The sequence below is a fragment of the Rhodococcus sp. T7 genome (genome assembly GCF_009872365.1).
Classification (GTDB): Bacteria; Actinomycetota; Actinomycetes; order Mycobacteriales; family Mycobacteriaceae; genus Rhodococcus_F.
In genome coordinates this window covers 15,106-33,698 of sequence record NZ_WXYH01000386.1, presented here as the reverse complement: position 1 = coordinate 33,698, position 18,593 = coordinate 15,106, and the positions used below count along the sequence as shown (strand labels likewise).

Genomic DNA, 18,593 nt, shown 5'->3' with positions numbered 1-18,593 from the left:
ACAACAACGACAACCTGGTCGAGGTGGGGGAGCGGGTCAAGGCCGGACAGCAGATCGCCACCGTCGGCAACCGCGGCAATTCCACCGGCCCACACCTGCACTTCGAAATCGAAGACCCGGACGGGGAGATCGTGGACCCCGTCAAATGGCTGGCCAAGCGTGGCGCCTCCATCGTCGGACTCGACTGAGCTGCAACCGCTGTTTCTCCGTCTCCGCAATCGGGTCGGACAGTCGGCGGCAGAGCTCGTGCAGCGGCACAGCGGCGGTGGAAGGGGACGGTGGTTGCCGATGATCGACGTCGAGGACAGCATCGTCATCGATTGCCCCATCGGCGAGGTCTTCGACTTCGTCGCAGATCAGACCAACGCACCCCGCTGGCAGAACGGACTCGAGCAGGTCCGCCGGATCACCGACGGACCCCCGGGGTGGGAACCAAACATGTTGTCGTCCGCAAGTTTCTGGGTCGGAGACTGGACTTGATCAACGAATACGCCCACTTCGAGCCGAACGCGGAGATCACCTTCACCGGTGCGTCCGGACCGAGCCGCTTCGAGGTGACGTACCGGACCGAGGAGACCGCCGAGGGAACCCGGCTCAGCTGCCACATGCGGATGGAGCAGAAGGGACTGTTCGCCCTCGGTGACCGGGTGGTGGCCGAGGGTCTGCGCAGAGACTTCGCCGCCAACCTACGAAACCTCAAGGCATTACTCGAAACCCGCGCAGAATAGCCGCAACCGATCCGGCCGCGACTTTATCTCGACAGACTGGGCGCCGCCCGGTTCCGCAGCGCTTTCCGGTGCCCGTATGCGGTCACCCCGCGCGGCTTGTACACCGCCAGCACCAGCGCGGCGAGTACCACGATCAGGGCGGCGGTGGCATGCACCAGATGGGTGGGGTCCTGCAAGACGGCTCGGTCGGCCTGCGACCAGCTCGGCTGCGCCGCGACGGTCGCGGCGTACTCGATCGAGCGGGTGTAGAGCACCAGCACCACGGTGGCGACCAGATTCAGCAGCAACTTCAGCAGCACCCAGTAGTGGCGAAACAAGCCCCACGCGGTGCCGAGCGAGCAGATCAACCCGGTGACCAGCGAGGCCAGCGCCAACGGCAGCAGCACCGCGTCGGCGAGCATCGCCATCACCTGATAGCCCCCGCGCACCTGTGCCGGATCGGCGCCGATCAGCGTGGCCGCGGCCACCACCAGGTACGTGACGATGGCACCGAGCCACCCCGCCGAGGCACCGATGTGCACGGTCAGCGCGAGCGTGCGCACCGGCGGCGACATCGTCACAGTGTGATCGGCCCGGTCAGCGCCTGCGGCAGGGCGCGGTCGGCGTCGAAGCCGGTCACCGGGTGCACGACCGTGGCGGGGGCGGACATGTGCCGTCCCGGACCGTGGTTGCCGCCACCGAACAGCATCACGGCGATGACCAGCACGAGCAGGAGGCCGACGACGACGGCGACCACCTTCACCCAGCGTGGCGTCCGGTGCTCGGAGCTGCCGCCGGCTGAACGGGGCGGCGGCGGTGGGGTGGGTGTGGGGTCGGTCATCGGCGGTAGCTCCCTCATCCACGAAGACAACTTTTGCGATACACACTGTCACATGCCAAGTCATGTTGTCGATAGTGCGGCGTTGCGTATACTTCGAGGGTGCCGAAGCTGTGGAACGAGACGATCGAATCGCATCGCCAGGCGGTGCGGGAGGCGACGATGGACGCCGCCGCGGCCGTGGTGGCCGAGTCCGGGCTCGCGGCGGTGACCATGTCGAAGATCGCCGAGCGCAGCGGGATCGGGCGGGCCACGCTGTACAAGTACTTCCCCGACGTCGACGCCATTCTCACCGCCTGGCACGAGCGCCAGATCGCAGGCCACCTGCACCATCTCGCCGAGGTCCGCGACCACACCGACGGCCCCGGCGCCCGCCTGGCGGCGGTGCTCGAGGCGTACGCGCAGATCCTCGCGCATCATCACACCGGTGCGATCGCGGCGGGGCTGCACCGCGGCGACCACGTGGCGCGCGCACAGCAACATTTGCACGAGTTCGTCCGCGACCTGCTCACCGACGCCGCGGAGACGGGCGAGGGCGAGGTCCGCGCCGACGCCACAACTGATGAGCTGACCTGGTACGTGCTGCACGCGGTCGCCGCGGCTGAAGGACTCGACTCACCCGCCGCCGTGCACCGGCTCGTCACGATCATCCTGGCCGGACTGCGGCCGCAGCGCTGACCGCGATCTCTGCACCCCGCCGCCGGTGGGGGTGTGATCTCAGGGCCGCGCGGCGTGCGCGAGAAACACCGGAATCGCCACGAAACCTCGGTCCGCCTGCCCGCGGCGAGTCTGGTCACCGATCCAGTCCTCGGACTCCTCGGACGTGATCGCGCCGACGGCGGCTGCGGCGTGGGCGATGCCGGTGAGCATCGGCAGCAGCGTGTGGTCGGTGAACACCCCGGTGTGAACTTCGATCTGGGCGTCGGTGAAGCCGGTGTCGAGCAGGAGGTTGCGGTAACGGCGGGCAGCGCGGGGCGCGGCGACGGTGTCGGCGCGGGCGTGGACGATGATTCGGGTGAGCTCGGGGTGATCGGAGTCGATGAAGAATCCGTCCCAGTCCTGCCCAATCAGGACGATGCGCCCGCCCGGAGCGAGCACCCGGCGCGCCTCGGTGAGCGCCGCAGTGGGATCGGCGAGGTCGTGAAAGACCTTCTCCGCCCGGTATCCCTGCACCGAGTGATCGGCCAGCGGAAGCTCGGCTGCATCCGCTTTCTCGAATCGGCAGTGCGGCCACCGCCTGCGGGCGATGGTCAGCATGTGCTCGTCCAGGTCGATCCCGAGACCATCCCATCCCTGCTCGGTCATCTCGGCGACGGCGCGACCGGCGCCGCAGCCCACGTCCACAATCACCGCTCCAGGTGGGGCGGCCAGTAGTTCGATCGATCGTGCCCGTAGTGCCGCGGCACCGGGGTAGTTGTCGATGACGTCGAGGAGCGCGACGAGGGCCTCGGTGTCAGGGGAGATGTTGGTGGTTGACATGACAGCCAGGATGCGACTTCATGTTGACATGAAGTCAAGCGACGACAGCCGCTCCTGGAGCATCGGTGAGGTCGCCGAGCGGTTCGGGATCGCCACGCACGTACTGCGCCACTGGGAAACGGTGGGGTTGCTGCACCCGTCGAGAGAAGGTGGCTCGCGCCGCCGATACGAGAAGTCGGATGTGTACGCGGTGGCGATGATCTTGCGCGCGAAGGAGGCCGGTTTCGGTCTCGACGACATCCGGGAGATGTTCGACACCGACGACCCGGTGAGGCGCACAGCCATTCTCGGGCGACACCGCGACGCTTTGGCCCGGCGGATCGCCCGCGCGCAGGCCTCGCTCGCCCTGATCGACTGTGCGCTCGACTGCGATCACGACGACATCGCGTCCTGTCCGCACTTTCACGCGGCGATCGACGCCCGCATCGGCGCGCTCGCGCCGTTGTCACTTCCGTGAGCGGCCAAGGGACTGCCGGTGGACCCACTACCGTGATGGCCGGACTTATGGGGATGCGGGCCGTGCCGCTCGGACGTAGTGCAGCAGCGGGCGGCGGTCGCCGCTTCCGGTGATCTCGAATCCGGCGCCGCTGATCAGACCGTCGAGTTCGTGGATCGGGTTGTGTTGCATGGCGTGCCCGCTGAGAGTTCCTACGAGGTGGTTCGCGATGCGGTTGCGCGGTGGCCGGAAGTCGGCGATGAACAGCCGGCCACCCGGCCGGAGCACCCGGAACGCCTCCCGCAGCGCGGTGGCCCTCAGCTCGGGTGGAATGTGGTGCACGGCCAGGCTGGAGATCACCAGATCCATCGACGCGTCATACAGCGGCAGGGCTTCGGCGCCCGCGAGCCGGAATGTGCAGTGCGGTGGTGAGACGCGCCGGGCGTAATCGATCACCGGCGGCGACGGGTCGATCCCCACCACGCGCCCGCCCGGCAGCACGGCGCGGGCCGCCCGGCGGGAGAAGTAGCCGGTGCCACACCCGATGTCGAGCACCTCGTCGCCGGGATGCGCCCCGGCGAGTGCCACCAGCCCGTCGAAAACCCGGCGGCGGAAACCACCGAATCCCACCGCGGAGAAACACTCGTACAGTCGCGCCCGCCGAATCAGTCCTCCGCTCCCGTCGTCGGCATGACCATCGGGGCCGCCCAGCAGCTTCCGACCGAGTCCCATGTGAAAGTCCTCCCTATGGTGATCGGTCAGCGCCCTGCAGGGTGTGCTGCTCGAGGTACGGATATCAGTGGGTGACAAGCCGTGCGGGGTCGAGGTCGAGTCGACGGAGAAGCTGCGCATTGAGCGCCACGACGATCGTCGAGACCGACATGGCCGCAGCCCCCTCCGCGGGCCTGACCCGGTTATGCGTCGGTTCGTTGACGAGTGTCGGCGGCGAACCCCCGCAAATCGGTGAGGGTTTTGTGAAGATTCGTTGAAGAAGAGGGCCGGTCGAGTGCGCCTGGCGCTGGCACGGTATTGAGTTGAGGAATCGGCGGGTCACGACCCGAGGAGAGTGTGCACCGATCTGGCGGCACTCGTTCGGGTTGCTGTGTGCGGGGGAAAGGGGTGGCACCTCGACCTGCACATCACGGCGTCTGATTCGACACCCTCACTGCCGTGCCGGCCGCCGGTGGTGCGCACACGCCTGACGCAGCGGCGCTGACGTCCCGATGACCACCGCAAGTGTTCCGAGGAGAGAGATGGACAGTTCGGGGTCCGCGGAGTCGGCGCCGGTGAACGCGGTGCTGACCGCATCGAGAAGAGCTTTCGGCAGGGATGGTGGCCGGCCCGCCGCGATTCCCCGGTACTGCGGGGCGTGGATCTGGTGCTGCAGCCGGGCGAGGTGGTCGGGCTGACCGGGGAGAACGGGTCGGGGAAGTCGACGTTGATGAAGATCCTCGTCGGCGAGTACCGGCCGGACGCCGGGACCGTGACCCGGTCGGGGCGGCTGGGCTACTGCCCGCAGCAGCCGGTGGTGTACGAAAGGTTGACCTGCGACGAACACTTCGAGCTGTTCGGTTGCGCCTACCGGATGACCCCGAACGAGGAGCGACGGTCCCGCCGGGGACTGTATGCGGCGCTCGGCTTCGAGCGCTACGCGGGCACCCGCGCCGACCGGCTGTCCGGCGGTACCCTCGCGAAGCTGAACCTCGGGTTGGCGATGCTCGCCGACCCGGAGGTGCTGCTGCTCGACGAGCCGTACTCCGGTTTCGACTGGGACACCTACCTGCGGTTCTGGGAACTGGTGGCGCACCGCCGCCACACGGGCACTCGGTGCTGATCATCAGTCACTTCGTCACCGACGAGCACCGATTCGACCGCATCGTCGACCCGCGCAACGGGCTGGCGGCGGCGAGATGAGAAGCGATAATCACCTGGCGGGGCCGGGCGAGGTCGTGTTACTCATCCACCGATTCCTGGTCGACTACGCCCGCAACCCGGTCAACATGCTGGTGCTGGTGCTGGTCCCGGTGGTGTTCGTGATTGTTGCGGCCGGGTCGATGGCCGATGCCGCGAAGCTGCTCGGCGGCGCGGGCGGGCCCGCGGTGGAAACCGCGACCGCCGGCTGGGCGGCGGGATTCCTCGCCGGTATCGCCAGGTTCTTCCAGATCGGCGGAGCCCGTGCCGCCGATCGGCGGATGGTGTCGGCGGGCCGTGCGCCGATGCGGTTGGTCGCTGCCCGGCTCGGGACCGGAGGGGTGCTGGGGGTGTTGGTCGCGGCGGCCCTGCTCGCCTTTGGCCGCGCGTACCGGCATCGGTGACCTCGGCCGGGCGATCGCCGGCACGCTGATGTTCGCGGTGATCTATCTGGCGATCGGCGCGCTGGTGGGGGCGGTGGTGCGCAACCCGGTCAACGGCACGTCCTCATCTTGTTCGTCTGGATTCTGGACGTGTTCTTCGGCCCCGCCGTGGGATCCCCCGATCGCATCGAAACCCGGTGGTTCCCGACGCATTTCGTGACGTTGTGGATGGTGGATATTCTGTCCCGGCACGGTGGCCGGATGAGGGACTTGGGCTGGGCGCTGGTGTGGATGTTCGCGGCACTGATCGTCAGCACCGCTGTCATCGCCGCCACCGTCGGTGTGTCCCGGCGGTCGCGTCGGCGCCCTCCAGTTGGATCCGGGTGGGGTCAGTTCTCGACCGGACTGCGGATGGGTCTGCGGGATTACCGCCGCAACCCGGTGCTGTGGGTGCTGCTGGTGGTGGTGCCGATCGTGTTCATCGTGTTGGCCAAGGCGATGACCGCGAGCGAGTCCGGCGTGTTCTCCCTGGTCGAGAGGGGCAGTACAGTGATGCAGGTGTTCTGGTTGCCGGATGTGCATGCCGGGACGATGACCCCGATCGCGGTCTCCTCGCTTGCGGCGTTGGCGGGGCTGTTCGTCGGGCTCGATGCGCGCGGAGGCGATCGGCGACTGACCTTGGCCGGCTTCCCTTTCCCCCTCCTGCTCGCGGTGCGGTTGACGATGATCGGGTTCGCCGCGGGTCTGGTCACCGTCTCGTCGCTGATGATCATCGCGACGGTGTTCGATGCTCGGCAGTGGGGTGTCTACGGCGGCGGGAACCTGCTCATGGCCGTGACCTACGGGCTGCTCGGGTTCAGCCTGGGGCCGAGCTTCGGGTGCGTGGGTGGGGTGTTCATCGCGTTTCTGGTGCCCTTTCTCGACCTCGGGATCGGCCAGAGTCCGATGCTGCGCCCAGAACCTGCGACCTGGGCACACGGCCTACCGGGATACGGGGCGATGCGGGTGTTGCTCGACGGCGGGTTGACCGCACGGTTCGACGAGGTCGGCCCACTGCTCGGAGCGTTGGTGTGGCTGCTCGCGCTCAGTGCGCTGGCGGGGCGGTTGTTCCACCGCGCCCACCCCCGTGCGTCCCCGCTTGGGCTCGTGATCCGGTAACGATGTGCCCGGGGTGCACATGACGACCCACATGACCGAGTCTGGTGATCGAGAACATGATCTCGAGTTGTCGACCACGCTCCGGTGAGCACGAACCATATACCCATAGAGGGTAGTGGTAATGGTTCTTGTCTCGTCGGCTGCGAAAAAGCGAGGTCAGTCAGGCTGAAGGGGTTCACCGCCAGCCTTCTTCATCGAATCTTCATCAAATCACTAACCAAGGCATACCCGGTGGGGGCACTCTCGGACATGACCGGGCAGGGAGCGGCGAGCACGGCGAAACCGGTTGCGGCAGAAGCGAGGGAGCAGCCGCTGTATCAGAGGCTGGGCTATGTCCCGGCTTCGTCGAAGGGCGGAACATCATGACGAACGAGGATGGGCGGGCGCCGTACGTCGGCAACGACGGAGACCGTGGGGTTGGTGAGGAACCGCAGGGAGTCGGTGGTCGCAGTCGTCACCGGTGGATGATGGCCTGCTGCATTCCGATGCTGATTGTCGCTGTCGCGCTGATCGCCAGCGGAACGGTGGGAATCGGGAGCCTGGTGTTCGCGCTGGCGTGCCTCGGGATGATGGCGGTGATGATGTTTTCGATGGGGGGACAACGGCATTGACTCCCGCGCCGTGGACGACGGTCATGGGGGCGCCGGGTCGCGTGCGTACCGACAGAAGTCAGCCTACCGAGCGGGACGCCGGCTTCGGCGCCGCCACAACGAAGAGGTGCCAGCGCGAATGAACACAACCGTCCTCGAGGTCAGTGGGGTGCACTGGGCGAGTTCGACGGCGACCGTCGAGGCCACCCTGCGCCGCCGACCGGGTGTCACCTCCGTGGAGGCGAATGCGGTCAACCAGACCGCCACCGTCACCTACGATCCCGGCCTCACGTCGGTGGTCGAACTGTCGAAGTGGGTGCGTGACTGCGGCTATCACTGCGCCGGGCGTTCGGTGCCCGATCACGTCTGCGACCCGATGTCCGAACCGGCCGCCGTGCGCGGCGAGGCAGGACACGCTCACCCCGCCCCGGAAGCTGCGGCACCCGCTGAGCCAGCCGCTCACGAAATGCCCGCCGGGCATGCGCCTGCGGGGCGGTTACCGCAGGAGATGATGGGACACGGCGGCGGTCACGCCGGGATGTCGATGGACGCCATGATCCGCGACATGCGCAACCGTTTCCTGGTGGCGCTGGTGCTGTCGGTCCCGATCATGTTGTGGTCCCCGATGGGCCGAGACATGTTCGGGTTCATGGTGCCGGCACCGTTCGGCCTGCGCGACGACGTCTTCACCCTGCTGCTGAGCCTGCCGGTGGTGTTCTACTCGGCGTGGATCTTCTTCGACGGCGCCTACCGGGCGCTGAGGGCGCGGACCCTGGACATGATGGTGCTCGTCGCCGTCGCGGTCGGGGCCGGCTGGCTCTACAGCGTCGGGGTGACCCTGACCGGCGGCGGGGACGTGTTCTACGAGGCCGCCACGATGCTGACCACCTTCGTGCTGCTCGGGCACTGGTTCGAGATGCGGGCCCGCGGCGGCGCGAACGACGCGATCCGCACCTTGCTCGAGCTCGCTCCGCCGCGGGCGGTGGTGCTGCGCGGCGGCGAACCGGTCGAGATCCCCACCGCCGAGGTCACCGCCGGGGACCTGCTGCTCATACGCCCGGGCGCGAAGATCCCGGTCGACGGCACCGTCGAGGACGGCCACTCCGAGGTCGACGAGTCCATGGTCACCGGGGAAAGCCTGCCCGTGACCAAACCGCCCGGCTCCGAGGTGATCGGTGCATCGATCAACACCACCGGCACCCTGCGGGTGCGGGCCACCAAGGTGGGCTCCGACACCGTGCTCGCGCAGATCGTCGCCCTGGTCCAGGAAGCCCAGAACTCCAAGGCCCCCGGGCAACGCCTGGCCGATCGGGCCGCGTTCTGGCTGGTGCTGGTCGCGCTGATCGGCGGCATCGGCACCTTCCTGGTGTGGGTGCTGGTCGGGGAGAGTGTGCAGACGGCGCTGCTGTTCGCGATCACCGTCGTGGTCATCACCTGCCCCGACGCCCTGGGTTTGGCCACCCCGACCGCGATCATGGTCGGCACCGGCCTCGGCGCCCAACGCGGGGTGTTGTTCAAGAACGCCACCGCGCTCGAGACGTCGGCGCGGATCGACACCGTGGTGATGGACAAGACCGGCACCCTGACCAAAGGCGAACCGGAGGTCACCGACGTGATCACCGACGGCATCATCGAGGACGAGTTCCTCGCGCTCGTCGCCTCGGTCGAACGCGAATCCGAGCACCCGCTGGCCGGTGCGATCGTCCGCTACGCCACCGACCGCGGCATCCCGCAGTTGCCGCTGACCGGGTTCGAGAACGTGCCCGGACACGGGGCCACCGCCCAGGTGCACGGCCGCCGGGTCGCGGTCGGCAACCGCAAGCTGATGGCCGCCGAACAGGTCGACTTCGGTGCACTGATGGACCGGCGGGACGAGCTGGCCCGGGGCGGGCGGACCGCGGTGCTCGTGGCCGTCGACGGCCACGGGGTCGGGGTGATCGCCCTGGCCGACGCCGCCCGCGACACCTCCGCCGCCGCCGTGTCCGCCCTCCACGACCTCGGCGCCGAGGTGGTCATGCTCAGCGGCGACAACGAGGCCACCGCCGCGCGCATCGCCGGGCAACTGGGCATCGACACCGTCATCGCCGAGGTCCTCCCCGGGGACAAGGCCGCCAAGATCGCCGAACTGCAGCGCGCGGGCAAGACGGTCGCGATGGTCGGCGACGGCGTCAACGACGCGCCCGCCCTGGCCCAGGCGGACCTGGGCATCGCGATCGGTGCCGGCACCGACGTCGCGATCGAGACCGCCGATCTGGTGCTGATGCGCTCGGACCCGCTCGACGTGCCGATCGCCCTGCGGATCGGGCGCGGCACGCTGCGCAAGATGCGGCAGAACCTCGGCTGGGCCGTCGGCTACAACGTCATCGCATTGCCGATCGCCGCCGGGGTCTTCGAACCCTCCCTGGGACTGGTGCTGCGCCCGGAGATCGCCGCCCTGTCGATGTCCGGGTCGAGCGTCATCGTGGCGGTCAACGCCTTGATGCTCAAACGGCTCGCGTTGCCCTCCCCACCCGAACCGCAGCTCACCCAGCCCCGGCCGGCGCCCGCACCCACTCCCACGGGTCCCCGATGAGCAAAGAGCATTCGGCACCAACCGAATTCACCGTCCACCCGCACGTCCGAGGAGGAGATCGTGGTCATCTTCTACGAGATACTGCTGGTCCTGGTGAGCGTGCTCATCACGTGGTTCTCGCTGTATGTCCTCTACCGCCTGATCACCGACGACTCCCGCCATCGATACCGGTGACGGTCGCGCACCCGTCCGCGGCCGACGCGGCGTACACGAATCGGCGTCGAAGAAACCCCTACGGAACTCCTCGTCGACCACCCCCTCGGTGCCGGGGATCGGGCATCTCCCGAGCATGCAAGACCAACCTCCCCGGGTCCGGGGTGAAAAGCACCTGTGTCCACAGCGAGAAAGGAATCTCCCTGCCATGAAAACCACGAAAATTGCCGTCGGCGCCGCCGCGGTCGCCGCCCTGGTCGCGTTGACCGCGTGCAGCAACTCCGGCAGCGATCAGTCAGCGCAGAGCAGTGCCTCGGCGAGCGTCACCGCCACCACAGCGGCCGCCGATACCCACAACCAGGCGGACGTGACGTTCGCGCAGCAGATGATTCCGCACCACGCGCAGGCGATCGAGATGTGCGATGTCGTGCTCGCCAAGAACGGTATCGACCCCCGGGTGACCGATCTGGCGAATCAGATCAAGGCAGCCCAGGGCCCGGAGATCGAGCAGCTGCAGGGCTGGTTGACCGAGTGGGGACAGTCCAGCATGCCGATGGCCACGTCCGGAATGATGACTCCGGGCCAGAGCATGCCGATGGCCACGTCCGGAATGATGACTCCGGGCCAGAGCATGCCGATGTCGGGCATGGAGATGCCAGGCGATAGCGGGATGGGAATGAGCGGAATGATGTCCGCCGAGGACATGACGGCACTGCAGAACGCTCAGGGCGTGGACGCCAGCCGGCTCTTCCTCACGCAGATGATCGCCCATCACCAGGGCGCGATCGCCATGGCGCAGACCGAAATCGACTCCGGTCAGTATCCCGACGCCGTCGCGATGGCACGCACCATCGCCGACACCCAACAACAGGAGATCACCACGATGCAGAACATCCTGGCCTCGCTGTGACACCCCGGCTTCGGGGAGTCGAACACCCAACGATGACCTCGTCCGAGGAGAACACAGTGAGCACCACCGCCAGCTACCACGTGTCCGGCATGACCTGCGCGCATTGCGTGAAGGCGGTCACCGAGGAACTCGACCGTCTCGATGCAGTGACGAGCGTCGACATCGACTTGGTTCCCGGCGGCGACTCACGGGTGAGGGTCACCAGCAGCCGGCCACTGTCGCTCGAGCAGGTACGTCACGCCGTCGACGAGGCCGGATACTCCCTGGCCGACCCACCCACCTGATCCACCCCCAACGCGCCCTCCCCGCGGCATCAGGAAGGTTTCGCGCCGGTTAGCACGAGGACGGACTCGACTCAGCGGCTCGACCCGGAGAGGACGCGCCGCGGTGATCGCCACCAGATCGCCCGCCACCGCATCGACGTGGCTGCCACGGCCGGTCAGCCCGACCCGACCGCACATGATGTACACGGCAGCCTCGCCGTGAATGGGAACACCGGCTATCGCCGGCCCGGGGGAGCGCGACGAGAGTCTGGCCCAGCCGGTGCTCGTGACCACCGAAGACCGTTGCCGCGCTCGGTCCGCTCGGCACGATGCGAGCGTCCTCGAGCCGATGCCGCGATCGCCGTCACCGAGTATTTCCTCGTCGCTGATCCCGGCGCAGCGGAAGGGCGATGGTGAAGGTACTGCCGGTTCCGGGGCCGTCACTGCGGGCGGTGATGTGACCGCGCTGCGCCTCGACAAGGGCCTTGGCGATCGCCAGTCCGATCCCGGCTCCGCCGTGTGCGCGGTCGCGTGCCGCGTCGACACGGTAGAACCGTTCGAACAGGTGCGGGAGGTGTTCGGCGGCGATGCCGTCGCCGGTGTCGGTCACCTCGATCACCAGCAGCTCGTGTCGGTGGCCGGCGGTCACCTCCACCCGGCCGCCGCCGGGGGTGTGGCGCAAGGCGTTGTCGAGCAGGTTGCCCAGCACCTGCCCGAGCCGCTCCGGGTCCGCCCACAGGCGGGGAAGGTGCGCAGGAACACGAGAGGTCAGTGCCACCTCCCTGGCGGCGTAGCGGTCCGCCGCGGCGGTGAGGGTGGTGGAGAGCAGTGCGGCGGGGTCCACCCAGGTGGGCTCGATCGAGGTCCGGCTCTCTTCGGCGTGGGAGAGTGCGTTGACGTCGTCCGAGAAACGGACCAGCCTACGGGTCTGATCGCGCAGCATGCCGATCGTGTCGGCATCCAATGTCTCGACGCCGTCCTCGAGTGCTTCCATGTACGCCTCGAGCACCGACACCGGGGTGCGGATCTCGTGGGCGAGGTCACCGAGAAGTTGGCGGCGGGTAGTCTCGACCGATTCGAGCCCGGCAGCCATCCGGTTGAACGCCTCGGCGAGGGCGTCGAAATCGTCCCCGAGGTGCGGGGGAGTGACCCGGATGTCATAGCGCCCGTCGGCCACCGCGGTCGCCGCGTACGACACCTCGGTCACCGACCGTTGCAGGCGCCGACTGAAGTACCAGGTCACCACCAACGCGGCCAGGGTGGCCACCCCGAGGGCTACCGCCAGGGAAATGGCTGTGGCGGAGCGGTACGCCTGCTCGGCGTGGAACTGCTCGTCGGAGAAGGCCGGTACCCCGGCGCGGTGCAGGTGCTCGCGGAAGAGCGGGGGGCCGACGAACACCGCGACTACCCAACAGGTTACGACGCCCGCAACCAGCACCAGCGATTGCGCCAGCAGCAGCCGGATGCCGAGGCCGGGGCCACGGCTGCGCACCGGACCTGGGCCGAGGGTGCGGGGTCGGTCCCCATGCGAGGTCATTGCCCGGTCCCCATCCGATACCCGATGCCGCGGACGGTGGTGACGTACCGGGGTGCGGCGGGGTCGTCGCCGAGCTTGCGGCGCAGGTGACCGACATGGACGTCGACAAGGTGTTCGTTCCCGACCCAGGACTCTCCCCACACGGCCTCGATCAACTGGCGCCGACTAAATGCCATACCCGGTCGGGACGACAAGACCGCCAGCACATCGAACTCGGTGCGGGTCAACATCACCGGCTGCTCGCCGAGACACACCTCCCTGCCCGCCACATCGATTCTCAGCGCCCCGAAGACCCGTGGCGGAGCCTCGGCCCCAGGCTCGGGTGCCGGTATCTCGTACACCGGCGCCTTCCGCGGTCGGCGCAACATGGCGCGGATGCGTGCCACCAGCTCCCGTGGGCTGAACGGTTTGGTGACGTAGTCGTCGGCGCCGACGGACAGCCCGATGATGGTGTCCATTTCCGCACTGCGGGCGGTCAGCATCACCACATAGGCGTCCGAGAACGTCCGCAGTTCGCGGCACACCTCGATTCCGTCCATGCCCGGCAGCCCGAGGTCGAGGACCACGACGTCGGGGTCGATTTCCCGGGCGAGTGTGAGCGCATCGACCCCGTTGTAAGCGACGGCGACCTCGAAGTGCTCCCGTTCGAGGTAACTGGCGACGACCGCGGCCAACGGGCGCTCGTCGTCGACCACCAAGGCCCGATATCCCGCGGCGCTCTCAGGCGACAGGGGCGGCGTGTTGTCCATGGTCTCCATCGTCGCCGGTGTCCTTCCAGATCCGGTACGCGTCGCCCCGAACCGGCCACATCTTCAGCGAAACTACACAGAACCCTCATCGATTCACCGCATCCGGAATCCACGATGGAGAGCAACGAAAGGCGAACAACCATGATGTGGTGGAACAACGGAATGGGCTACGGAATGGGCTGGGGCGGCTGGGTGCTGATGGCCGCGCTGATGGTCGCGTTCTGGGGGTTGGTCATCGTCGGGGTCATGGCACTGTTCCGCACCATCGGCGCGGACCGCCATCCTCCCTACGACACCGACGCCACCAGCAGGCCGAGCGCGGACAAGATCCTCGACGAACGCTTCGCCCGAGGGGAGATCGACGCCGAGGAGTACCGCATCCGCAGAGACCAACTACGCACCGGACATGACCGATAACCAGGTAGTACCGCAAATCAGCGTCGTTCGAGCACGGTGTGCCTGGATCCGTGGCACGCCGGGACCATCAACGCTTGCCCCTACGATCACACAGCCCCATTGACGATCCGTGAAGGTCGACGGGTCCGCCCGACCTTCACGCACCTGGCCACGATGGGTATTCCATGCACCGGCACGGACACATCGTTCGGCCGATACGCTCTCACGCAGCTGGAGCTGGTCGCGGACACTGGATGATCGACTGCCACAACGGATCATCAGAAACCGGGCATGATGTCCCGACTGGACTACGCCGGGTGATCTCGGCTCGTCTCAGGAGCGGACGAGACGGGCGATCGCGTCGGTGGCCTCTTTGATCTTCGCCTCCGCCTCGGGGCCGCCGGCGACCGCGGCGTCGACCACACAGTGGCTGATGTGGTCTTCGAGCAGCCCCATGGCCACCGCCTGCAAGGCCTTGGTCATCGCCGAGACCTGGGTGAGGATGTCGATGCAGTACTTGTCTTCCTCGACCATCCGCTGCAGACCCCGGGCCTGGCCTTCGATCCGCTTGAGGCGCTTGAGGTAGGCGTCCTTTTCGGTGATGTAGCCGTGCGCGGCATGGTCATGGCCGTCGGTCTCGGCAGGTGCCTGGGTGGCCGCGGGCGTGGGGGTGGCCATGGTGTCCTCCTGGTATCCGACCGTCATGTCGAGCACCCCCGATTATGCCCGCCCGGGGTATCGCGCCGTGTGTTCGGGCGGTCGGGGTACGGGCGGATCGCGGCGGCGGCGCACATCACCGCGCAACGGGCGACGGCCCGGGTCGCGGGATGCCGGGAAATCCGCCCCACCATCGTCCTCATCGAGGTCGTCCTCGTCGATCCCATGCTCGTCTCCTTTCGCTTTAATGGTGAAGTGGGGGCGGGCGGCGCCTGCACGCCCGCTCACCCCCACCCTTGCTGTGTGCGGGCTCGGCCTTATCCGGCGGTGGACTTGAACCGGCGCAGGCGCAGGCTGTTGCTGACCACGAACACCGACGAGAACGCCATCGCCGCACCGGCGAGCATCGGGTTGAGCAGCCCCATGGCGGCCAGGGGCAGGGCGGCGACGTTGTAGGCGAAGGCCCAGAACAGATTGCCCTTGATCGTCCCCAACGTCTTGCGGGCCAACCGGATCGCGTCCGCTGCCGCGCGGAGATCACCGCGGACCAGGGTCAGATCGCTGGCCTCGATCGCGACGTCGGTGCCGGTGCCCATCGCCAGACCCAGGTCGGCCTGGGCCAACGCTGCGGCGTCGTTGACGCCGTCACCGACCATCGCGACCACCTTGCCCGCATCCTGCAGTCGCTTGACGACGTCGACCTTGTCGGCGGGCAGCACCTCGGCGATCACTTCCTCGATCCCGACCTGGTCGGCGATCGCCCGGGCGGCGGCCGCATTGTCGCCGGTCAGCATGATCGGGGTCAGGCCCAGACCGCGCAGCTGCTCAATCGCCTCGGCGGAGGTGGCCTTGACCGCGTCGGCGACGACGAGCACCGCGCGGGCCCGCCCGTCCCAGCCGACGGCCACGGCGGTCTTGCCGTCGGCTTCGGCTGCGGCCATCGCGTTTTCGAGCGCCTCGGGTAGGTGCTGCGCCCAGTCGGCGAGTAGGCGGGCGCGCCCGACGATCACGGCGTGCTCGTCGATCATGCCCTGGACGCCGAGGCCTTCGATGTTGGCGAACTGATCGACTGCCGGGAGGGCACCGACCTGCTCGCGCGCACCCTTGGCGATGGCCTGGGCGATGGGGTGCTCGGAGGAGTCCTCGAGCGCCCCGGCCAGGCGCAGCACCTGCGCGGTGTCTTCGCCGTCGGCGGTGATCACATCGAGTAGGGTCATCTTGCCGGTGGTGACGGTGCCGGTCTTGTCGAGGACGACGGTGTCGACCCGGCGGGTGGATTCGAGCACCTCGGGTCCCTTGATCAGGATGCCGAGTTGGGCGCCGCGGCCGGTGCCGACCATCAACGCGGTGGGGGTGGCCAGCCCGAGGGCGCAGGGGCAGGCGATGATCAGCACCGCGACGGCGGCGGTGAAGGCGGCCGCGACTCCGCCGCCGGTGCCGATCCAGAAGCCGAGCGTCGCAACGGCCAGGGCGATGACGATCGGGACGAAGACGCCGGAGATCTTGTCGGCCAACCGTTGGGCCTGCGCCTTGCCGGTCTGGGCGTCCTCGACGAGTTTCGCCATCTGCGCAAGCTGGGTGTCCGAGCCGATTCGGTTGGCGCGGACCACGATCCGACCGCCGACGTTGACGGTGGCGCCGACGACCTGGTCGTCGGGTCCGACCTCGACGGGCACGGATTCGCCGGTCAGCATCGACGCGTCGACCGCGGAGGAGCCTTCGGTGACGACACCGTCGGTGGCGATCTTCTCGCCAGGGCGGACGACGAACTCGTCCCCGACGGCAAGCTGATCGATGCCGATGCGCTCTTCGACGCCGTTCCGCAGCACCGAGACCTCTTTGGCGCCGAGTTCGAGCAGGGCCCGCAGGGCTGCACCGGCGCGCCGCTTGGAGCGGGCCTCGAAGTAGCGGCCGGCGAGGATGAAGGTGGTCACCCCGGCGGCGGCCTCGAGGTAGATGTTGCCGGCGCCGTCGCTGCGGGAGATGGTCAGCTCGAACGGGTGGGTCATGCCGGTCATTCCGGCGGTGCCCCAGAACAGGGCGTACAGCGACCAGCCGAGGGCGGCGATGGTGCCCATGGAGATGAGGGTGTCCATGGTGGAGGTGCCGTGCCGCAGGTTGGTGAAGGCGGCCTTGTGGAACGGCCACGCACCCCACACCACCACGGGGGCGGCGAGGGTCAGTGAGAGCCACTGCCAGTTGGGGAACTGCAGGGCCGGAACCATGGCCATGGCGATCACCGGCACGGACAGCACCAGCGATATCAGCAGCCGCTGGCGCCACGATGCGGTCGGGTCCTGCTCTGCGGCGGGGGCGTCGGTGCCGGTGGAGGCGGAGGGTGGCGTGGGGACCTTGGCGGTGTAGCCGGCCTGCTCGACGGTGGCCACGAGATCCTCGGTCGACACATCACCGACGTAGTTGACGCGTGCCTTCTCGGTGGCGTAGTTCACCGTGGCGGTGACGCCGTCGAGCTTGTTGAGCTTCTTCTCGATCCGGTTCGCGCACGAGGCGCAGGTCATGCCACCAATTTCGAGCTCGACCTGGCCGTCGGCGGTCGGGTGCTGCGTGACGGGATTCATCGTTCCTCCTCTCGGGGCGTGGTGGTAGGTCAGTGTCCGTGCCCGGCGGGCATCGGCTCCGGGGCGGCGGGAACCGCGGCGGGGGTCTGCCCGCCGGTCAGCGTGAACTCGGCGGTCCGCACCACTCCATCGTGCTGGAAGTCCAGGAACAGGCGGTAGTCGCCCGCGCTCGGGGTGGTGACAAAGAAGTCGATACCCGGACCGGGCGTGGTGACCCCGTCGCCGGGGTGGCCGTCCGGATGCACGTGCAGGTAGCCGAGATCGGCGGCCCGCAGCGCCACCAGGTGCCCGTACGCCCCGAGGTAGGGCTGCAGATCCGTGACGGGCTGCCCGTCCCGGCTCACCGACAGCGTGACCTTCGACGCCTGACCTGGGGTGAGGGTGCCGCCCAAGGTGACGGTGTAACCGTCGACCACGGCCGAGGCCGCCGCCGGGGGCAGGGGCTGCGGATCGTAGGCGCCGGCGACCTGCAGATCGGCGCCCAGGGTCAGGCCGTCACCGCCGTCGGGGGTGAAGTCGGCGAACACCCGGTACGCCCCGGCGCGGGTCAGATCGAGTGGCACGCTCCAGGTTCCGGCGGCGTCGAGTACCGGGTGCACGTGCTGGAAGCCGGCCATGTCGCGGCGCACCGCGATCAGGTGCAGTTGCTTTTCGTGGCTGTCGACGTAGCGGGTGACCGGCTGCCCGTCGGCACCGAGGATGCGGAACCGCAGCGGCACGTCGGCGCCGGCGGGAACCTGCGCGGTGTCCAGTGCCAGGGTGTAACCGCTGTCGGTGACCATCAGTCCTCCAGGTCTCTGATCGGCGGCCGGTGCGTCCGAGGTGGACACGGATCCGGCGTCGTGAGTTGAGGTGTCGTGCGTGTCGGCCGGGGTGGTGCCCTCGGGGCCGAAGGCGGCCCCGGCCCCGAGGGCGAGGGCGAAGACCGCGGCCAGGCCGACGGTGAATCCGGCGAACTTCGACGATGCGTTCATCGTGGGGAATCTCCTGTCCGGGTCTCGAGTTTCGGCAGGTCAGCCGGCGAGCTGGTAGCCGGCCTCGTCGACGGCCTGGGCGAGCGCCTCCTGCTCGATCGGGGTGTCGGAGTCGATATCGACCCGGTCGCTCGCGAGGTCGACATCCACGCCGGTCACACCGGGAATGCTGCCGATCTCTTCACGGACCGAGGAGACGCAGTGCCCGCAGGTCATGCCGGTGACGGTGGCGGTGGTGGTGCTCATCGATGTCCTTCTTTCTTCGGTTCGGAATTCGATCGAGGCCGTAGCGACCCATCTA

Annotated in this window: 24 protein-coding genes; 14 read left to right on the top strand and 10 right to left on the bottom strand. The window is 68.3% G+C overall.

Annotated elements, in window-relative coordinates; translation table 11 throughout:
• From MLGJGCBP_RS43080 to MLGJGCBP_RS52510, 3 genes are all read left to right on the top strand, one after another.
• Nucleotides 1-188, top strand: a 188-nt coding sequence (locus MLGJGCBP_RS43080) for a M23 family metallopeptidase (protein WP_160103699.1), incomplete at its 5' end; no start/stop codon positions are given.
• Nucleotides 189-288: 100 nt separating this feature from the next.
• Nucleotides 289-480 carry an SRPBCC family protein gene (locus MLGJGCBP_RS52515; protein WP_231869105.1) on the top strand — a complete coding sequence of 64 codons (192 nt, stop codon included), beginning with the start codon at nucleotides 289-291 and terminating at the stop codon, nucleotides 478-480.
• Entirely contained in the window at nucleotides 426-728 is a 303-nt protein-coding gene (locus MLGJGCBP_RS52510) for an SRPBCC family protein (RefSeq protein ID WP_328799687.1), read from the top strand. The genes MLGJGCBP_RS52515 and MLGJGCBP_RS52510 overlap by 55 nt, the downstream gene beginning before the upstream one ends.
• A gap of 23 nt (nucleotides 729-751) precedes the next feature.
• Here MLGJGCBP_RS52510 and MLGJGCBP_RS43070 read toward each other — a convergent pair whose 3' ends face one another.
• Nucleotides 752-1,282 (bottom strand): hypothetical protein, encoded by a 531-nt coding sequence (locus MLGJGCBP_RS43070; protein WP_039950558.1) that lies wholly within the window; start codon nucleotides 1,280-1,282, stop codon nucleotides 752-754.
• Nucleotides 1,283-1,284: 2 nt separating this feature from the next.
• Complete coding sequence (locus MLGJGCBP_RS43065; protein ID WP_007296084.1) at nucleotides 1,285-1,548, bottom strand: hypothetical protein; 264 nt, start codon at nucleotides 1,546-1,548, stop codon at nucleotides 1,285-1,287.
• A 99-nt stretch (nucleotides 1,549-1,647) separates the two neighbouring features.
• Here MLGJGCBP_RS43065 and MLGJGCBP_RS43060 point away from each other — a divergent pair, with 99 nt between their 5' ends.
• The gene (locus MLGJGCBP_RS43060) at nucleotides 1,648-2,223 is read left to right on the top strand and encodes a TetR/AcrR family transcriptional regulator (protein WP_007296083.1); all 576 of its coding nucleotides are present in this window, start codon (nucleotides 1,648-1,650) and stop codon (nucleotides 2,221-2,223) included.
• 39 nt (nucleotides 2,224-2,262) lie between these two features.
• Here MLGJGCBP_RS43060 and MLGJGCBP_RS43055 read toward each other — a convergent pair whose 3' ends face one another.
• Nucleotides 2,263-3,024 carry a methyltransferase domain-containing protein gene (locus MLGJGCBP_RS43055; protein ID WP_007296082.1) on the bottom strand — a complete coding sequence of 254 codons (762 nt, stop codon included), beginning with the start codon at nucleotides 3,022-3,024 and terminating at the stop codon, nucleotides 2,263-2,265.
• Between the two features lie 28 nt (nucleotides 3,025-3,052).
• Here MLGJGCBP_RS43055 and MLGJGCBP_RS43050 point away from each other — a divergent pair, with 28 nt between their 5' ends.
• The gene (locus MLGJGCBP_RS43050; protein ID WP_012686857.1) at nucleotides 3,053-3,481 is read left to right on the top strand and encodes a helix-turn-helix domain-containing protein; all 429 of its coding nucleotides are present in this window, start codon (nucleotides 3,053-3,055) and stop codon (nucleotides 3,479-3,481) included.
• 45 nt (nucleotides 3,482-3,526) lie between these two features.
• On the opposite strand, the gene MLGJGCBP_RS43045 is transcribed toward MLGJGCBP_RS43050, so the two are convergent.
• Nucleotides 3,527-4,192 (bottom strand): class I SAM-dependent methyltransferase, encoded by a 666-nt coding sequence (locus MLGJGCBP_RS43045; RefSeq protein ID WP_007296080.1) that lies wholly within the window; start codon nucleotides 4,190-4,192, stop codon nucleotides 3,527-3,529.
• A 637-nt stretch (nucleotides 4,193-4,829) separates the two neighbouring features.
• Between MLGJGCBP_RS43045 and MLGJGCBP_RS43040 the strand changes: the two genes are divergently transcribed.
• From MLGJGCBP_RS43040 to MLGJGCBP_RS43015, 8 genes are all read left to right on the top strand, one after another.
• Nucleotides 4,830-5,294, top strand: coding sequence for an ATP-binding cassette domain-containing protein (locus MLGJGCBP_RS43040; protein WP_012686858.1), 465 nt, complete (start codon nucleotides 4,830-4,832; stop codon nucleotides 5,292-5,294).
• A 76-nt stretch (nucleotides 5,295-5,370) separates the two neighbouring features.
• Nucleotides 5,371-5,775, top strand: a complete 405-nt coding sequence (locus MLGJGCBP_RS52505) for a hypothetical protein (RefSeq protein WP_012686859.1) — start codon at nucleotides 5,371-5,373, stop codon at nucleotides 5,773-5,775.
• Entirely contained in the window at nucleotides 5,750-5,974 is a 225-nt protein-coding gene (locus MLGJGCBP_RS52500) for a hypothetical protein (RefSeq protein ID WP_236581693.1), read from the top strand. The genes MLGJGCBP_RS52505 and MLGJGCBP_RS52500 overlap by 26 nt, the downstream gene beginning before the upstream one ends.
• Before the next feature lie 41 nt (nucleotides 5,975-6,015).
• The gene (locus MLGJGCBP_RS52495) at nucleotides 6,016-6,912 is read left to right on the top strand and encodes a hypothetical protein (protein ID WP_236581692.1); all 897 of its coding nucleotides are present in this window, start codon (nucleotides 6,016-6,018) and stop codon (nucleotides 6,910-6,912) included.
• Between the two features lie 362 nt (nucleotides 6,913-7,274).
• Nucleotides 7,275-7,523, top strand: coding sequence for a hypothetical protein (locus tag MLGJGCBP_RS43030; protein WP_007296076.1), 249 nt, complete (start codon nucleotides 7,275-7,277; stop codon nucleotides 7,521-7,523).
• Nucleotides 7,524-7,641: 118 nt separating this feature from the next.
• Nucleotides 7,642-10,074, top strand: coding sequence for a heavy metal translocating P-type ATPase (locus tag MLGJGCBP_RS43025; RefSeq protein ID WP_007296075.1), 2,433 nt, complete (start codon nucleotides 7,642-7,644; stop codon nucleotides 10,072-10,074).
• Nucleotides 10,075-10,435: 361 nt separating this feature from the next.
• Complete coding sequence (locus tag MLGJGCBP_RS43020) at nucleotides 10,436-11,137, top strand: DUF305 domain-containing protein (protein ID WP_012686861.1); 702 nt, start codon at nucleotides 10,436-10,438, stop codon at nucleotides 11,135-11,137.
• A 56-nt stretch (nucleotides 11,138-11,193) separates the two neighbouring features.
• Complete coding sequence (locus MLGJGCBP_RS43015; RefSeq protein WP_373418960.1) at nucleotides 11,194-11,421, top strand: heavy-metal-associated domain-containing protein; 228 nt, start codon at nucleotides 11,194-11,196, stop codon at nucleotides 11,419-11,421.
• A gap of 343 nt (nucleotides 11,422-11,764) precedes the next feature.
• Here the strand turns inward: MLGJGCBP_RS43015 and MLGJGCBP_RS43010 are convergent, their stop codons facing one another.
• Together MLGJGCBP_RS43010 and MLGJGCBP_RS43005 are read right to left on the bottom strand one after the other, a co-directional pair.
• Nucleotides 11,765-12,937, bottom strand: coding sequence for a sensor histidine kinase (locus tag MLGJGCBP_RS43010; protein ID WP_007296071.1), 1,173 nt, complete (start codon nucleotides 12,935-12,937; stop codon nucleotides 11,765-11,767).
• Nucleotides 12,934-13,695, bottom strand: a complete 762-nt coding sequence (locus MLGJGCBP_RS43005; RefSeq protein ID WP_007296070.1) for a response regulator transcription factor — start codon at nucleotides 13,693-13,695, stop codon at nucleotides 12,934-12,936. The genes MLGJGCBP_RS43010 and MLGJGCBP_RS43005 overlap by 4 nt, the downstream gene beginning before the upstream one ends.
• Before the next feature lie 132 nt (nucleotides 13,696-13,827).
• On the opposite strand from MLGJGCBP_RS43005, the gene MLGJGCBP_RS43000 reads away from it, so the two are divergent.
• Complete coding sequence (locus MLGJGCBP_RS43000) at nucleotides 13,828-14,103, top strand: SHOCT domain-containing protein (protein ID WP_007296069.1); 276 nt, start codon at nucleotides 13,828-13,830, stop codon at nucleotides 14,101-14,103.
• A gap of 312 nt (nucleotides 14,104-14,415) precedes the next feature.
• Here the strand turns inward: MLGJGCBP_RS43000 and MLGJGCBP_RS42995 are convergent, their stop codons facing one another.
• From MLGJGCBP_RS42995 to MLGJGCBP_RS42980, 4 genes are all read right to left on the bottom strand, one after another.
• On the bottom strand, nucleotides 14,416-14,760 hold the full coding sequence (locus MLGJGCBP_RS42995; RefSeq protein WP_012686863.1) for a metal-sensitive transcriptional regulator: 345 nt from the start codon (nucleotides 14,758-14,760) through the stop codon (nucleotides 14,416-14,418).
• Between the two features lie 296 nt (nucleotides 14,761-15,056).
• Nucleotides 15,057-17,318, bottom strand: coding sequence for a heavy metal translocating P-type ATPase (locus MLGJGCBP_RS42990; protein WP_007296067.1), 2,262 nt, complete (start codon nucleotides 17,316-17,318; stop codon nucleotides 15,057-15,059).
• Nucleotides 17,319-17,347: 29 nt separating this feature from the next.
• Complete coding sequence (locus tag MLGJGCBP_RS42985; RefSeq protein ID WP_007296066.1) at nucleotides 17,348-18,292, bottom strand: hypothetical protein; 945 nt, start codon at nucleotides 18,290-18,292, stop codon at nucleotides 17,348-17,350.
• Between the two features lie 39 nt (nucleotides 18,293-18,331).
• Nucleotides 18,332-18,538, bottom strand: a complete 207-nt coding sequence (locus MLGJGCBP_RS42980; protein WP_007296065.1) for a heavy-metal-associated domain-containing protein — start codon at nucleotides 18,536-18,538, stop codon at nucleotides 18,332-18,334.
• Between the last annotated feature and the right edge of the window lie 55 nt (nucleotides 18,539-18,593).

Bases quoted from the DNA above. Each gene is read 5' to 3' on its own strand.
- MLGJGCBP_RS52515 (WP_231869105.1), top strand. From the start codon at position 289: ATGATCGACGTCGAGGACAGCATCGTCATCGATTGCCCCATCGGCGAG.
- MLGJGCBP_RS43070 (WP_039950558.1), bottom strand. From the start codon at position 1,282: ATGTCGCCGCCGGTGCGCACGCTCGCGCTGACCGTGCACATCGGTGCC.
- MLGJGCBP_RS43065 (WP_007296084.1), bottom strand. From the start codon at position 1,548: ATGACCGACCCCACACCCACCCCACCGCCGCCGCCCCGTTCAGCCGGC.
- MLGJGCBP_RS43055 (WP_007296082.1), bottom strand. From the start codon at position 3,024: ATGTCAACCACCAACATCTCCCCTGACACCGAGGCCCTCGTCGCGCTC.
- MLGJGCBP_RS43050 (WP_012686857.1), top strand. From the start codon at position 3,053: ATGAAGTCAAGCGACGACAGCCGCTCCTGGAGCATCGGTGAGGTCGCC.
- MLGJGCBP_RS43045 (WP_007296080.1), bottom strand. From the start codon at position 4,192: ATGGGACTCGGTCGGAAGCTGCTGGGCGGCCCCGATGGTCATGCCGAC.
- MLGJGCBP_RS52505 (WP_012686859.1), top strand. From the start codon at position 5,371: ATGAGAAGCGATAATCACCTGGCGGGGCCGGGCGAGGTCGTGTTACTC.
- MLGJGCBP_RS52495 (WP_236581692.1), top strand. From the start codon at position 6,016: ATGAGGGACTTGGGCTGGGCGCTGGTGTGGATGTTCGCGGCACTGATC.
- MLGJGCBP_RS43030 (WP_007296076.1), top strand. From the start codon at position 7,275: ATGACGAACGAGGATGGGCGGGCGCCGTACGTCGGCAACGACGGAGAC.
- MLGJGCBP_RS43025 (WP_007296075.1), top strand. From the start codon at position 7,642: ATGAACACAACCGTCCTCGAGGTCAGTGGGGTGCACTGGGCGAGTTCG.
- MLGJGCBP_RS43020 (WP_012686861.1), top strand. From the start codon at position 10,436: ATGAAAACCACGAAAATTGCCGTCGGCGCCGCCGCGGTCGCCGCCCTG.
- MLGJGCBP_RS43010 (WP_007296071.1), bottom strand. From the start codon at position 12,937: ATGACCTCGCATGGGGACCGACCCCGCACCCTCGGCCCAGGTCCGGTG.
- MLGJGCBP_RS43005 (WP_007296070.1), bottom strand. From the start codon at position 13,695: ATGGAGACCATGGACAACACGCCGCCCCTGTCGCCTGAGAGCGCCGCG.
- MLGJGCBP_RS43000 (WP_007296069.1), top strand. From the start codon at position 13,828: ATGATGTGGTGGAACAACGGAATGGGCTACGGAATGGGCTGGGGCGGC.
- MLGJGCBP_RS42995 (WP_012686863.1), bottom strand. From the start codon at position 14,760: ATGGCCACCCCCACGCCCGCGGCCACCCAGGCACCTGCCGAGACCGAC.
- MLGJGCBP_RS42990 (WP_007296067.1), bottom strand. From the start codon at position 17,318: ATGAATCCCGTCACGCAGCACCCGACCGCCGACGGCCAGGTCGAGCTC.
- MLGJGCBP_RS42985 (WP_007296066.1), bottom strand. From the start codon at position 18,292: ATGAACGCATCGTCGAAGTTCGCCGGATTCACCGTCGGCCTGGCCGCG.
- MLGJGCBP_RS42980 (WP_007296065.1), bottom strand. From the start codon at position 18,538: ATGAGCACCACCACCGCCACCGTCACCGGCATGACCTGCGGGCACTGC.